Raw genomic sequence first — 14,229 nt, 5'->3', positions numbered from 1 at the left:
GTCGAGGCGTTTTACGGTTTCGGCGCGAAGTCTATCGCTGCCGAATTGATGCAGAAACGCTCGCCGGTCGGCTCGGGGCCATCTTCGAACACATGACCCAGGTGGGAGCCGCATTTGGCGCAGCGCACCTCGACCCGCGTCATGCCGTGCGTGGTGTCGACCACGCGCTCGATCTTGCCGTCGTCAATCGCCTGCCAGTAGCTGGGCCAGCCGCAGCCGGCGTCGAACTTGCTGTCCGAGCTGAACAGCGGCTCGCCGCAGCCAATGCAGCGGTAGGTGCCGCCTGCGAAGTGGTCCCAATATTTGCCGGTGAAGGCGCGTTCGGTGGCGGCGTGGCGGGCAATCGCGTACTCGGTCGGGTCCAGCTCTTCGCGCCATTGCGCATCGGTCTTGCGCACGGGGTAGCGCGGGTCGTCGTGATCGTGGCTCATGAGGAACAGGAAACTTCCAGGTGATGGGCCCAGTCGGGCGGGAAGCCGGCGTCGGCATCGTGTTCAGGCTGTTCGTCGAACGGGCGCGACAAAACTTTCAACAGGCGCTGCACTTCGCTGAAGTCGCCACCTTCGGCCTGCCGGATGGCCTGTTCGGCCAAATGGTTGCGCAGCACGTACTTGGGGTTGGCCTGGCGCATGCGCAAGGCCCGCGCAGTGTCGTCGCTCATTTCCTGGCGCAGGCGCTGGGTGTAGTCTGCCGCCCAGGCGTCGAAAGCCTCGCGGTCGACGAAAAGGTCGCGCACCGCGTCGTTGCGGGCCTCGAGTGCCGTGCTGAAGTCGCACAACCGGCGCCAGGCGATGGTGTGGTCGGCGCGCTGTGCGGCCATCAGGCGGAGTAGGCCGTCGGCCAGCGCGCCGTCACCAGCCTGGGTGTCCTGCAGGCCCAACTTGGCCAGCATCAGCGAGGTCATGGCCTCGCTGAACGCGGGGCCATAAGGTTCCAGTTCGGCGCGCAGCAGTTCAGCATCGGCCTCCTCGCCCTTGCCACTGCCCACCAGCGGCAGCAGCGCCTGGGCCAGCGCATGCAGGTTCCACCAGGCCACCTGCGGCTGGCGCGCGAAGGCGTAGCGGCCACTGTCGTCCGAGTGGTTGCAGATGTGGTTCGGGTCGAAGGCGTCGAGGAAGCCAAACGGGCCGTAGTCGATCGTCAGGCCCAGGATGGACATGTTGTCGGTGTTCATCACGCCATGCGCAAAGCCGACCGACTGCCACTGCGCGAGCAGACGCGCGGTGCGCCGCGTGACCTCGCCGAGCAAGGCCAGCACCGGCTGCGGCGCCTCGGCGCACGCGGGGTAGTGATGGGCGATGACGAAGTCCACCAGCTGGCGCAGCCGCTCGGGTTGGCCATGGTGCGCGAAGTGTTCGAAGTGGCCGAAGCGGATGAAGCTGGGTGCCACGCGCGTGACGACTGCCGCCGTCTCCACGCGCTCGCGCCGCACCGGCAGCGCCGAGCCGGTCAGGCACAGCGCGCGGGTGGTCGGAATGCCCAGGTGGTGCATGGCCTCGGAGCAGAGGAATTCGCGGATCGACGAGCGCAGCACCGCGCGGCCATCGCCCATGCGCGAGTAGGGCGTGAGTCCGGCGCCCTTGAGCTGCAACTCCATCGGACCGGCAGGCGTGTCCAGCTCGCCCAGCAGCAGCGCGCGGCCGTCGCCCAGCTGGCCGGCCCAGACGCCGAACTGATGCCCGCTGTAGACGCTGGCCAGCGGCGCCATGCCGGGCCAACTGCCATTGCCGCTGAGCACGGCCAGCGCGCCTTCACTTTGCTGCCAGTTTTCGGGCCAGCCCAGCAGTCGTGCGCAATCCTCGCTGGCGGCAATCCAGTGCGGGTCTGGCAGGCCCTGCGCGGGCAGGCGGGTGGCAAAGCCTGCACCCAGCGCCGCAAAGCGGTTGAGCCAGGCGGCGGGCGGTGGCGGCAGGGCGGCTTGCGGGGCAACTTGTACGGCAGACATGTCGGCAGTGTAGGCAGGCGCGACTGTCGCCTTGGCGACGAGGGGCATTCGGGTTTCATCTGAGGCCGCGCAAGGCCTCTGGCGCTGCTGCGTGCCTATCATCGAGCGAGCTTGTTTTGCCACCTTGCAGGAGACACCCGATGAGCGCCTTGATGGGCCAGATGATGACCACGCCGCTGATGATTGGTTCCGTGTTGCGCCATGCAGCGCGGCATGCGGGTGAAGTGGAGGTGGTGTCCAAGCGGGTCGAGGGCGATGTGCACCGCACCAACTGGGCCGGCATCGAACTTCGCGCGCGCAAGCTGGCGCAGGCCTTCGCGCGGCTGGGCTGCGAGCCGGGTGACCGCGTCGGCACGCTGGCCTGGAACGGCTACCGGCACCTGGAGATCTACTACGGCAGCTCCGGCTCGCAGCTGGTCTGCCACACCATCAACCCGCGCCTTTTCCCGGAGCAGATTGCCTGGATCGCCAATGACGCGGCCGACCGCGTGCTGTGTTTCGACCTGAACTTCCTGCCGCTGGTCGAGAAGCTGGCGCCGGAGATGAAGTCGGTGCAGCACTTCGTGTTGATGACGGACCGCGCGCACATGCCGGCTGCCAGCAGCATTGCCGGCTTGCTGTGCTACGAAGAGATCGTCGACGCAGAAGACGGCGCCTACAGCTGGCCCGACTTCGACGAGAACACCGCGTCCAGCATCTGCTACACCTCGGGCACCACCGGCCACCCGAAAGGCGCCGTCTACAGCCACCGCTCGACGCTGTTGCATGCCTACGCCGCGGCCATGCCGGACGCGATGAACTGCTCCACCCGCGACGTGATCCTGCCGGTGGTGCCGATGTTCCACGTCAACGCCTGGGGCATTCCCTATACCGCGGCCATGGTCGGCGCCAAGCTGGTGATGCCTGGCCCGCACCTGGACGGCAAGTCGCTCTACGAACTCTTCGAAAACGAAAGGGTCACTTTTTCCGCCGGCGTGCCCACCGTGTGGCTGGGCCTGCTGACCTACATGAAAGCCAATCAGCTGAAGTTCAGCAGCTTCAAGCGCACGGTGATCGGCGGCTCGGCCTGCCCGCCGGCGATGATGAAGACGCTGCAGGACGACTTTCATGTCGAGGTCATCCACGCCTGGGGCATGACCGAGATGTCGCCGCTGGGCACGCTGTCCAAGCTGATGTCCAAGCACGACGACTTGCCGGCCGAGGCCAAGCAGAAGCTGCTGGAGACGCAGGGGCGGGTGATCTATGGCGTGGACATGGCCATCATCGACGACGATGGCCGCAGCCTGCCGTGGGACGGCGTGGCCGCCGGCAACCTGGTGGTGCGCGGCAACTGGGTCATCGCCAGTTACTTCGGCCAGAAGGACGCGCCTTCGCCGCTGGTCAGCGTGGACGGCGAGCCCGGCTGGTTCCCGACCGGCGACGTGGCCGCGATCCACCCTGACGGCTACATGCAGATCACCGACCGCAGCAAGGACGTGATCAAGTCCGGCGGCGAGTGGATCAGCTCCATCGAACTGGAGAACATCGCAATGGCGCATCCCGCCGTGCACGAGGCCGCAGTCATCGCCTGCAAGCACCCGAAATGGGATGAGCGGCCGCTGCTGGTGGTCGTGCCCAAACCTGGCATGTCGCCCACGCGCGAGGACCTGCTGGGCTTCTTCGAAGGCCGCATCGCCAAGTGGCAGATCCCGGACGACGTGGCCATCGTTGCCGAGCTGCCGCACACGGCCACCGGCAAGCTGCAGAAGCTCAAGCTGCGCGAGCAGTTCAAGCAGCACCGGCTGCCTGGCGCCTAAAGCCTCAGGGGCGGCGCAGCAGCCGATCCGGCGAAGTCGCGTCGTCACCCAGCTCGGCCTTCACCCGGCGTTCGATCTCCAGCATCAGCTTGAGCAGGTCCGCGCGCGGGTTGAGCTGGAAGGCCTTGGCACCGGCCTGCTCGGGGAAGAGCTGGGCCAGCACGGGCTGCAGTTCGCGCGCGGTCGAGTCGATGCGCAACTGGAGCACAAAGGGTGCCGGGACCGGCGCGGCGCCATTTGCAGTGGCGGACACCGCGGCTTCGGCCGGGTCGGCCAGGGTGGGCATGGCGCCAGAGGTCGATGGCTCGGACGGCGGATGTTGCGCTCCATCGGCGGGGGCGTCGAACACCAGTTCGCGGCTGCTGAAGCTGCGTGGCGCGCTGCCGGCACAGGCGGCCAGGTCGGGCACCGTCCAGGGCTGGAGCGGCGAGCCATCCAGCCCGAGGGCCAGGTCCCGGCCCGTGATGAACTCGTTGTGCGGCCAGCCGCTGTCGCCGCGCCACCAACGGTTTCTCACGCGCGCAAAGGCCTGCCGCGTGACCGCGATCGGCTGGGCCCCGTAGCGCTCCGGCAGGGCCTTGAGTTCCTCGTCCACTGCGGTGGCGTAGGCCACGCCTGCCCGGGCCACCGCGCGCGCGCCGATCTCGATGCCGACAACGTGCGAAAGCGTGTCCTCATAGGTGAAGGCCGAGATCTTCTCGGGGGCCAGGAAGGTGCTGCGGTAGTCGAACCAGGTCAGCACTTCGTGCCAGGTCATCATCAGGAACGCCATGCGGCGTGCGAGCGTGTCCAGTTCGGGCCAGGGCGGGGGCGATCCCTGCGCCAGCGCAGGGCGCTGCAAGGTGACGCGCACTTGCATGCCGCGGTCCCCGGCAGGCACGGTGAACTTGAGCGTCTGGTCCTGGCGGGCCCAGGCCGCGCCCAGCCGGCCGTGCAGGTAGGCCACCCAATCGGCGGACTGGCGCAGGTGGTCCACGTCCAGGAAGCCGGCTGCGCAGGTGTAGACCAGCCCCCCTCTCTCGCCGCGATGGTCGCGATAGCCGTGCTGGCCGACGAAGTGGACGTCGAAGAACATGTTGTCCACGCCGCGCAGCGTATGCAGCGCCGGGATGGTGCCCAGGCGCACCCCGGGGGCGAAGCCGGCCTCCTGCGCATCGAGCGCCGCGGCCCTGCCATTGCCCGCGCACATGGCCAGGCCAAGAACTGCCGCGGCAAGCTTCGGTCGCGCTGCGCAACGGTGTCTGATGCGATGGGAATTCCACACGATGCCGCCTCCCTCTCCACATTGGGCCGAACCGGCCCGCATGCTAGGCCTGGCCCGCGATCCGCTTGTGGGCGACGGGCACAAGCAATCGTCGGAAGAGGGGTCTTGCATCGCTCGCTGCACGGCCGGCCCGCTTGCATGGCGTTTTCCCGCGGCTTTGTCCCGGGCGCGACAAGCTTTAGTGGTAGTCCCTGAAGCCCTGCACAGGGGCTTCCGTTACCGTTGACTGGCTTCAGTGCAGCGCATCAAACACAACAGGAGACGGCCCGATGAAGATCAGCTACAAATGGCTTGGCATGGTGGTCACGGCATCGCTGGCGATGACCACCGGCCTGGCCCACGCCCAGAAGGGCGAAACGGTCAAGGTCGCGTGGATCGACCCCTTGAGCGGGCTGATGGCCCCGGTCGGCCAGAACCAGGTCAAGAGCTTCCAGTTCATTGCCGAGCAGTTCAACAAGGGCAATGCGGCCGGCGTGAAGTTTGAAGTCGTCCCGATTGACAACAAGCTCAGTCCCGCCGAGTCGCTGAATGCGTTGAAGTCGGCCATTGACCAGGGTGTGCGCTATGTGACCCAGGGCAATGGCTCCAGCGTCGCACTGGCGCTGATCGATGCGATCAACAAGCACAACGAGCGCAACCCGGGCAAGGAAGTCGTCTACCTCAATCATTCTGCGGTAGACCCCGACCTGACCAACAGCAAGTGCAGCTACTGGCACTTCCGGCTGGACGCCGACACCTCGATGAAGATGGAGGCCTTGACCACCTTCATGAAGGATCAGAAAGACATCCAGAAGGTCTACCTGATCAACCAGAACTATTCGCATGGCCAGCAGGTGGCCAAATACTTCAAGGACGCGTTGGCGCGCAAGCGTCCGGACGTGCAGGTGGCGGGCGAAGATCTGCATCCCCTGGCCCAGGTGCGCGACTTCGCGCCGTATGTCGCGAAGATCAAGGCCTCCGGCGCCGACACCGTGGTGACCGGCAACTGGGGATCCGACCTCACCCTGCTGGTGAAGGCGGCCAACGACGCCGGCCTGAACGTCAAGTTCTACACCTACTACGCCGGCGTGACAGGCACGCCCACCGCCCTCGGCGCCGCGGCAGCCGGCCGGGTGTTCCAGGTGGCCTACGCAACCTCGAACATGGGTGGCATGACCGCCAAGCTGATGGCCGACTTCAAGGCCAAGTTCAACGACGACTGGTACACCGGTTCCAGCTACCACCTGTTCGCGCTGCTGAGCGACGCGATGGCCAAGGCCAAGTCCACCGACCCGGTGAAGGTCGCCGCGGCGATGGAAGGCCTGAAGTTCAAGAGCTTCAACGGCGAGGTCGAGATGCGCAAGACCGACCACCAACTGCAGCAGCCGCTGTTCATCTCGGTCTGGCAGAAGACCGACGCGAAGAACAACTACAGCGTCGAGAACACCGGCTACACCTTCGCCGAGGTCAAGGCCTACGACGCGTATGTTTCCAGCACGCCCACCTCGTGCCAGATGAAGCGGCCCTGAGCAGGGTGAGCGCGCCGCTGCGCGCTTGAACCGGGCCCGCCGGACGCCGCTCCGCCGGGCCCTTTTTGTCGACCTTTCTACGTCACTGGAATCACCTGCCGTGGACCAGATCCTGATCAACCTGCTGAACGGCTTCAGCTCCGGGCTGTTGCTGTTCATGCTCAGCTCCGGGCTGACGCTGATCTTCAGCATGATGGGCGTGCTGAACTTCGCCCATGCCAGCTTCTACATGCTGGGCGCCTACGTGGCCTATTCGCTGAGCAACTGGCTGGGCTTCACCGCTGCGCTGGTGCTGGCCCCGCTGATCGTCGGCGGCCTGGGCGCCTTGTTCGAGCGCACGGCACTGCGCCGCGCGCACAAGTTCGGCCATGTGCCCGAACTGCTGATCACCTTCGGCCTGTCCTACGTGGTGCTGGAAGTGGTGCAGCTGATCTGGGGCCGCACGCCGGTGCCGGCGGTGCCGCCGGCCTGGCTGCAAAGCGCTGCCTTCACGGTGGTGCAGTCGGCGCAGCACGGGCTGTCCATCGTCGCTGGCGTGGCGCCGCCGGAGATGTGCCAGCCCACAGGCGAGGCGGCGGCCAGCTGCTCGCGTTTCCCGATGACCCGCGCCTTCATGATGCTGGTCTCGCTGGGCATGCTGCTTGCGCTGTGGCTGCTGCTCACGCGCACCCGCATCGGCCTGGTCATCCAGGCGGCGCTGACCCACCCGGAAATGGCCGAGGCGCTGGGCCACAACGTGCCGCGTGTGCTGATGCTGGTTTTCGGCTCCGGCTGCGCGCTGGCCGCACTCGCGGGTGTGATTGGCGGCGTCACCTTCGTCACCGAACCGGCGATGGCCGCGGTGGTCGGCTCCATCATCTTCGTGGTGGTGGTGGTCGGCGGCATGGGCTCGCTGGCCGGGGCCTTTGTCGGCTCCATCGTCATCGGCCTTTTGCAGACGCTGCCGCTGACGGTGGACGCGTCGCTGGCCGACCTGTTCAACCGCTTCGGCGCTTCGGTGCACGAGGGCTCGCGGGGCTGGCCGCTGCTGCGCATCACGCTGGCACAGGCGGCACCCATCCTGCCGTACCTGCTGCTGGTGTTGATCCTGATCTTCCGGCCCAAGGGCTTGATGGGCACACGGGAGGAATGACGCAATGAGCATGGCTGCACAACCTGACATGGCGGCTTCGCCCGCCGCCCTCCGTCCTGTCGCGCCGGTGCTGGCCGCGGTGCCCGGCGGCCCGCCGCCAGTGGCCACCGCGCACCGGCAGCCCACGCCGCGCAGCTACCACTTCAAGCCGTGGAATGTGGGCCGCGCGCTGATCTGGAGCCTGTTCGCCGTGACCTTGCTGGTCGTGCCGCTGCTGTGGACCACCAGCTTCGCGCAGACCATGCTGTGCCAGATGGGCATCGGCATCATCGCCTGCCTTGCCTACAACATCCTGCTCGGCCAGGGCGGCATGCTGAGCTTTGGGCATGCGGTCTACAGCGGTCTCGGTGGCTTTGTTGCGATCCATGCGCTGAACGCCGTCAGCGCCGGCAGCCTGCACCTGCCGGTCAGCCTGGTGCCGATCGCGGGCGGGCTGGGCGGCCTGTTCTTCGCCGCGCTGCTGGGCTATGTGACGACCAAGAAGAGCGGCACCACCTTCGCGATGATCACGCTGGGCCTGGGCGAGCTGGTCTGGTCCATGTCGCTGATGCTGCCGGAGTTCTTCGGTGGCGAGGGCGGCGTCTCCGGCAACCGCGTGGTGGGCGAGAAGGTCTTCGGCATCAGCTTCGGGCCGCAGATCCAGCTGTACTACCTGATCGCCGTCTACTGCTTCGTCTGCACCGGCCTGATGTTCGCGCTGACGCGCACGCCGCTGGGCCGCATGCTGAACGCCGTGCGCGACAACCCCGAGCGCGTCGAGTTCATCGGCTACTCGACCCAGCGCGTGCGCTACCTGGCCTTCATGATCTCCGGTTTCTTCGCCGGCATTGCGGGCGGCTTGAGCGCGCTGAACACCGAGATCGTCAATGCCGAAGTGGTCGGCGCCGCGCGTTCGGGCTCGTACCTGCTGTTCGTGTTCCTGGGCGGCGCCACCTTCTTCTTCGGCCCCATCATCGGCGCGGTGCTGATGGTGGTGGCGCTGGTGCTGCTGTCGGAGCTCACGCAGGCTTGGCTGCTGTACCTGGGCCTGGTCTTCATGTTCATGGTGATGTTTGCGCCCGGTGGTGTGGCCGGACTGGTCATGATGAACCTGCGCGTTGCGGCACACGGCAAGCTGGGCCGGCTGTGGACCGGCTACCTGGCGCTGGCTGGCACGGCAGGCACGGTGCTGCTGGCCGCGGCGGTCTGCATCGAGATGGTCTACCACCTGCGGCTCAACGAGGCGCTGGGCCCGCAGATGAACTTCCTCGGCGTGACGCTGGATGCCAAAGGCCTGGATGCCTGGTGCGGCGCAGCGCTGCTGCTGCTGACCGGTGCCGGGTTGTTCGAAGTTTCGAGGCGGCACTTTGCCCAGCAATGGGGCGAGGCGCAGGAAGAGATCGAGCGCGAGATGAAGCGCAGGGAGGCTTTGTGATGAGCAGTTCGGTTGCCGTGTCTTCCAAAGGGTCCAGCCCGTACGCCTTGGAATTGTTGGGGGCGCACAAGCGGTTTGGGCTGACGGAAATCATCCGCGGCGCGCAGCTGCAGGTGAAGCCGGGCGAGCGCGTGGCCATCATCGGGCCCAACGGCGCGGGCAAGTCCACGCTGTTCAACCTGATCTCCGGCCGCTTCGGCCTCAGCAGCGGCGAGATCCGCCTGCACGGCGAGCGCATCGACGGGCTCAAGCCGTACGAAATCAACCGCCGCGGACTGTCGCGTAGCTTCCAGGTCAGCAACCTGTTCACCCGCCTCTCGGTGTTCGAGAACCTGCGCTGTGCGGTGCTGTGGTCCATGGGCCAGCGCTACGCGTTCTGGCGCTTCCTGTCCAACCAGCACGAGGCCAACGCGCGTGCCGAGGAGGTCATGCAGATGATCAAGCTCGACAAGCGGCGCGACCAGCTGGCAATGAACCTCACCTATGCCGAGCAGCGTGCGCTGGAGATCGGCATCACCATTGCCGGAGGCTCCAGCGTGATCCTGCTGGACGAGCCCACCGCCGGCATGAGCAAGAGCGAAACCAAGCGCTTCATCCAGTTGATCCGCGAGGTCACCGAAGGCAAGACACTGCTGACGGTGGAGCACGACATGGGCGTGGTCTTCGGCCTGGCCGACCGCATCGCCGTGCTGGTCTACGGCGAGGTGATCGCCTTCGACACACCCGACGCCGTGCGCGCCAACCCGCGCGTGCAGGAGGCCTACCTCGGCTCGGTGCTGGCTGATCACCAGGCGGCCGAAGCTGTGGCGCAGCCGATGGGGTGCGCTGCATGACAAAAGAACTGCTGCAGCTGTCCAATGTGCATGCCTACTATGGCAAGAGCCATGTGCTGCACGGCGTGTCGCTGAACATTGGCGAAGGCGAGATCGTCAGCCTGCTGGGTCGCAACGGCGCGGGCCGCTCCACCACCGTCAAGGCCATCATGGGCCTGGTGGACGCGCAGGGCTCGGTCAAGTGGCGGGGCCGCGAACTGGTCGGCCGCAAGGCCTTCGAGATTGCCCATGAAGGCGTGGGCTACGTGCCCGAGAACCGCGACATCTTCCCGCGCCTCACCGTGGGCCAGAACCTGCTGCTGGGCGTGAAGAGCGGCAAGAAAAAAGGCCGCTGGAGCCTGGACGACATGTTCAAGCTGTTCCCGCGCCTGAAGGAGCGTGAACACACCGCCGCCGGCGTGTTGTCCGGCGGCGAGCAGCAGATGCTCACGCTGTGCCGCACGCTGATGGGCGACCCGGACCTGATCATGATCGACGAGCCGACCGAAGGCCTGGCACCCAAGATCGTCGAACTCGTCGCCGACTACCTGCGCGAACTCAAGCGCCGCGGCATCTCGGTGCTGCTGGTCGAGCAGAAGCTCACCATCGCCCTAGAAGTCTCCGAACGCTGCCTGGTGATGGGCCACGGCCGCATCGTGTTCGAGGGCTCGCCGGCAGAACTGAAGGCCAACAGCAACGTCCGCAAGGAGTGGCTGGAGGTTTGAACGGGGCGACTTCGGCAGGCATGCGTGCCCGGAGGGGCCCGTACGGCGCGCGGCGTTGTCCTGCCCGCTGCCAAGGTCTTCTTGGTGTTTTCCCTGGTCCTTGCTGTCGCAGCAGGGACATCATCTGAAACGTCCCCGTTCTTAGAATCGAACGATCGTGCTAATTCCGGTTGAGGGCCTTGGCTCCACCGGTTGGCATGTCGCCTCCCGGCGTCTTTCCTCTCCTTTCCCAAAGGGATACAGACATGAGCGCAAGCTATGAAGTCCGCGGCAATGTGGCCGTCATCACGCTGAACAATCCTCCCGTCAACGGCTTGGGGGCAGCGACCCGCCTGGCGATTGCCGATGGGCTGGAGAAAGCGCAGGCCGATGCGGCCGTCAGCGCCATCGTGATCACCGGCGCCGGCAAGGCGTTTTCGGGGGGCGCGGACATCAAGGAATTCGGCACCCCGCGGGCACTGGCCGAGCCCAACCTGCTGTCGCTGATCAAGCTGGAAGAGGCCTGCAGCAAGCCCATCGTCGCGGCCATTCATTCGGTGTGCATGGGCGGCGGGCTGGAGCTGGCGCTGGGCGCGCATTACCGCGTCGCCGCGCCGGGCACCAACGTGGCCTTGCCGGAAGTGAAGCTGGGCCTGGTGCCGGGCGCTGGTGGCACGCAGCGCCTGCCGCGTGTGCTGGGGCTGGAAACCGCACTGAACATCATCGTCAGCGGCGAGCCGGTGAAGAGCGAGCTGCTGGCCATGCAGCCGGGCCAGAAGCTGTTCGACAGCATCATTGACGGCGACCTGATGGAAGGCGCGATCGCCTTTGCCAAGGAAGTGGCCGACGTGCGGCCGCTGCCGCTGGTGCGCGACCTGAAGGTCAAGCATCCGGAAGCGCAGGCCTTCCTGCAGTTCTCGCGCAACACCGTGGGCGCGATGTCCAAGAACTTCCCGGCGCCGCTGCAGTGCGTGGAAGCCGTGGCGGCCTCGCTGGGCAAGGACTTCGAGGCCGGCATGAAGAAGGAGCGCGAGGCTTTCACTGCGCTGATGTTCACGCCCGAAAGCAAGGCCCTGCGCCACGCCTTCTTCGCCGAACGCGCCGCCAGCAAGATCTCCGACGTGCCGGACGACACGCCGGTGCGCCCCGTCAACAAGCTGGCCGTGATCGGTGCCGGCACGATGGGCGGCGGCATCGCGATGAACTTCCTGAATGCCGGCATCCCCGTCGTGATGCTGGAGATGAAGCAGGAAGCGCTGGACCGTGGCGTGGCCACGATGCGCAAGAACTATGAAGGCCAGGTCAAGAAGGGCAAGCTGAAGCAGGAGAAGTACGACGAGCGCATGGCGCTGCTGTCGACCACGCTGAGCTACGACGCACTGGGCGACGCTGACATGGTGATTGAGGCCGTGTTCGAGGACATCGACGTGAAGAAGGCCGTGTTCCAGGAGCTGGACCGTGTGATGAAGCCCGGCGCCATCCTGGCCAGCAACACCTCCACGCTGGATGTCAACAGAATAGCCAACTTCACCAAGCGCCCGCAGGACGTCATTGGCACCCACTTCTTCAGCCCCGCCAATGTGATGAAGCTGCTGGAAGTGGTGCGCGGCGCGGCCACCGCCAAGGACGTGCTGGCCACCGTGATGCAGCTGGGCAAGAAGATCAAGAAGACCTGCGTGGTCTCGGGCGTGTGCGACGGCTTCATCGGCAACCGCATGATCGAGCAGTACAGCCGCCAGGCCGGCTTCCTGCTGGAAGAGGGTGCCACGCCGGCGCAGGTGGACAAGGCGGCCGAGAAGTTCGGCTTCGCGATGGGCCCGTTCCGCATGGGCGATCTGGCCGGCAACGACGTGGGCTGGTACATCCGCAAGCGCCGCTACCTGGAAAAGCCGGACCTGCGCTACTCCAAGACGGCCGACCTGCTGTGCGAGATGGGCCGCTTCGGCCAGAAGACCGGCGCCGGCTGGTACGACTATGTGCCGGGCAAGCGCGACGCAATCCGGTCGCCGCTGGTCGAGCAGATGATTGCCGACTACCGCAAGGAACTGGGCATCACGCCGCGCAACATCAGCGACGACGAAATCGTGCACCGCCTGGTCTTCGCACTGGTGAACGAGGCCGCGCGTCTGCTGGAGGAGGGCATTGCCCAGCGCGCGTCGGACGTGGACATGGTCTACCTGACTGGCTACGGCTTCCCGCTGCACCGCGGCGGCCCGATGTGCTATGCCGACACGGTCGGCCTCTACAACGTGGTGCAGGCGATGAAGCGCTTCGCGCAGAACCCGCATGACGACGCGACCTTCTGGCAGCCCGCGCCGCTGCTCGCGCAGCTCGCCGCCGAAGGCAAGTCCTTCAGCTGATCGCGCCCCACCACACATACAGAACACGCAGGAATTGCCATGACCGATGCCGTCATTGTTTCCACCGCACGCACGCCGCTCGCCAAGAGCTGGAAGGGCGCTTTCAACATGACCCATGGCGCGACGCTGGGCGGCCATGCCGTCAAGGCCGCCGTCGAGCGGGCCGGCATCGAGCCGGGCGCGATTGAAGACGTGCTGATGGGCTGCGCCAACCCCGAGGGCGCGACGGGCGCCAACATCGCGCGGCAGATCGCGCTGCGCGCCGGCCTGCCGATCACGGTCAGCGGCGTCACCGTGAACCGTTTCTGCTCCAGCGGCCTGCAAACCATTGCGATGGCCGCGCAGCGCATCATCGCCGGCGAGGGCGATGCCTATGTTGCCGGTGGCGTGGAAAGCATCTCCTGCGTGCAGCAGGAAATGAACCACCACATGCTGCAGGAAAGCTGGCTGATGAAAAACAAGCCGGAGATCTACTGGAGCATGCTGCAGACCGCCGAGAACGTGGCGCAGCGCTACAAGATTCCCAAGGAGCGCATGGACGAATACGGCGCGGCCAGCCAGCAGAAAGCTTGCGCCGCGCAGGAGGCCGGCCTGTTCAACGCGGAGATCGCGCCCATCACCGTGACGGCCGGCGTGGTCGACAAGACCCTGGGCCTGCGCAGCAAGGAAGTGACCTGCAGCGCCGACGAGGGCCTGCGCCCGGGCACCACGCTGGAAGCGGTGCGCAGCATCCGCACGGCGCTGCCGGGCGGCGTGATTACTGCCGGCAATGCCAGCCAGTTCAGCGACGGCGGCGGCGCCTGCGTGCTCGTCAGCGACAAGTACGCGCAGCAGAAGGGCCTGACCCCGCTGGGCCGTTTCCTTGGTTTCGCCGTGGCCGGTTGCGAGCCCGACGAGATGGGCATCGGCCCGGTTTTCGCAGTGCCCAAGGTCTTGAAACGCCTGGGCCTGACGGTGGCCGACATCGACCTGTGGGAGCTGAACGAAGCCTTCGCCGTGCAGGTGCTGTACTGCGCCGACACGCTGGGCATTCCGATGGACAAGCTGAACGTCAACGGCGGCGCGATCGCAGTCGGCCACCCGTACGGCGTCTCGGGCCAGCGGCTGACCGGCCACGCGCTGATCGAAGGCAAGCGCCGCGGCGCGAAGAAGGTCTGCGTGACCATGTGCATTGGCGGCGGCATGGGCGCCGCTGGTGTGTTCGAAGTCCTGTAAGCCCTGGCTTGCGGCCCGCGCACGCCAGTGCATGGGCCGCTGCTGTATGGGCGACCCAGACTGCCCGTCATTGCGAAGG

11 protein-coding genes are annotated in these 14,229 nt (G+C 66.4%); 8 read left to right on the top strand and 3 right to left on the bottom strand.

Features of this window, described 5'->3' with window-relative positions; translation table 11 throughout:
* Positions 1-11: 11 nt before the first annotated feature.
* Positions 12-431, bottom strand: a complete 420-nt coding sequence (gene msrB / locus AC3WR5_RS01415; RefSeq protein WP_141284280.1) for a peptide-methionine (R)-S-oxide reductase MsrB — start codon at positions 429-431, stop codon at positions 12-14.
* A complete protein-coding gene (locus tag AC3WR5_RS01410; RefSeq protein ID WP_141284282.1) occupies positions 428-1,945 on the bottom strand; it encodes a protein adenylyltransferase SelO in 1,518 nt (505 codons plus the stop codon). Before AC3WR5_RS01410 ends, msrB begins: the two co-directional genes overlap by 4 nt.
* A gap of 140 nt (positions 1,946-2,085) precedes the next feature.
* Here AC3WR5_RS01410 and AC3WR5_RS01405 point away from each other — a divergent pair, with 140 nt between their 5' ends.
* The gene (locus AC3WR5_RS01405) at positions 2,086-3,741 is read left to right on the top strand and encodes a 3-(methylthio)propionyl-CoA ligase (RefSeq protein ID WP_492481278.1); all 1,656 of its coding nucleotides are present in this window, start codon (positions 2,086-2,088) and stop codon (positions 3,739-3,741) included.
* Between the two features lie 4 nt (positions 3,742-3,745).
* Here AC3WR5_RS01405 and AC3WR5_RS01400 read toward each other — a convergent pair whose 3' ends face one another.
* A complete protein-coding gene (locus tag AC3WR5_RS01400; protein ID WP_492481277.1) occupies positions 3,746-4,930 on the bottom strand; it encodes a DUF4056 domain-containing protein in 1,185 nt (394 codons plus the stop codon).
* A gap of 344 nt (positions 4,931-5,274) precedes the next feature.
* Here AC3WR5_RS01400 and AC3WR5_RS01395 point away from each other — a divergent pair, with 344 nt between their 5' ends.
* The 7 genes from AC3WR5_RS01395 to AC3WR5_RS01365 all read left to right on the top strand — a co-directional run bounded on the left by AC3WR5_RS01395 (position 5,275) and on the right by AC3WR5_RS01365 (position 14,150).
* Entirely contained in the window at positions 5,275-6,513 is a 1,239-nt protein-coding gene (locus AC3WR5_RS01395; RefSeq protein ID WP_492481275.1) for a branched-chain amino acid ABC transporter substrate-binding protein, read from the top strand.
* Between the two features lie 157 nt (positions 6,514-6,670).
* Positions 6,671-7,645, top strand: a complete 975-nt coding sequence (locus AC3WR5_RS01390) for a branched-chain amino acid ABC transporter permease (RefSeq protein ID WP_492482589.1) — start codon at positions 6,671-6,673, stop codon at positions 7,643-7,645.
* A 10-nt stretch (positions 7,646-7,655) separates the two neighbouring features.
* Positions 7,656-9,059, top strand: coding sequence for a branched-chain amino acid ABC transporter permease (locus AC3WR5_RS01385; protein ID WP_492482587.1), 1,404 nt, complete (start codon positions 7,656-7,658; stop codon positions 9,057-9,059).
* Positions 9,059-9,892: an ABC transporter ATP-binding protein gene (locus AC3WR5_RS01380; protein WP_492481274.1), complete on the top strand. Its 834-nt coding sequence runs from the start codon at positions 9,059-9,061 to the stop codon at positions 9,890-9,892. Before AC3WR5_RS01385 ends, AC3WR5_RS01380 begins: the two co-directional genes overlap by 1 nt.
* The gene (locus tag AC3WR5_RS01375; RefSeq protein ID WP_492481273.1) at positions 9,889-10,596 is read left to right on the top strand and encodes an ABC transporter ATP-binding protein; all 708 of its coding nucleotides are present in this window, start codon (positions 9,889-9,891) and stop codon (positions 10,594-10,596) included. The genes AC3WR5_RS01380 and AC3WR5_RS01375 overlap by 4 nt, the downstream gene beginning before the upstream one ends.
* A gap of 245 nt (positions 10,597-10,841) precedes the next feature.
* Entirely contained in the window at positions 10,842-12,935 is a 2,094-nt protein-coding gene (locus AC3WR5_RS01370; protein WP_492481272.1) for a 3-hydroxyacyl-CoA dehydrogenase NAD-binding domain-containing protein, read from the top strand.
* Between the two features lie 39 nt (positions 12,936-12,974).
* On the top strand, positions 12,975-14,150 hold the full coding sequence (locus AC3WR5_RS01365) for an acetyl-CoA C-acyltransferase (protein WP_492481271.1): 1,176 nt from the start codon (positions 12,975-12,977) through the stop codon (positions 14,148-14,150).
* Positions 14,151-14,229: the final 79 nt, after the last annotated feature.

The organism is Ideonella sp. FW305-24, assembly GCF_058788035.1.
The sequence above is the reverse complement of the archived record's forward strand: the minus strand, read 5'-3'. Positions and strand labels throughout refer to the sequence as shown.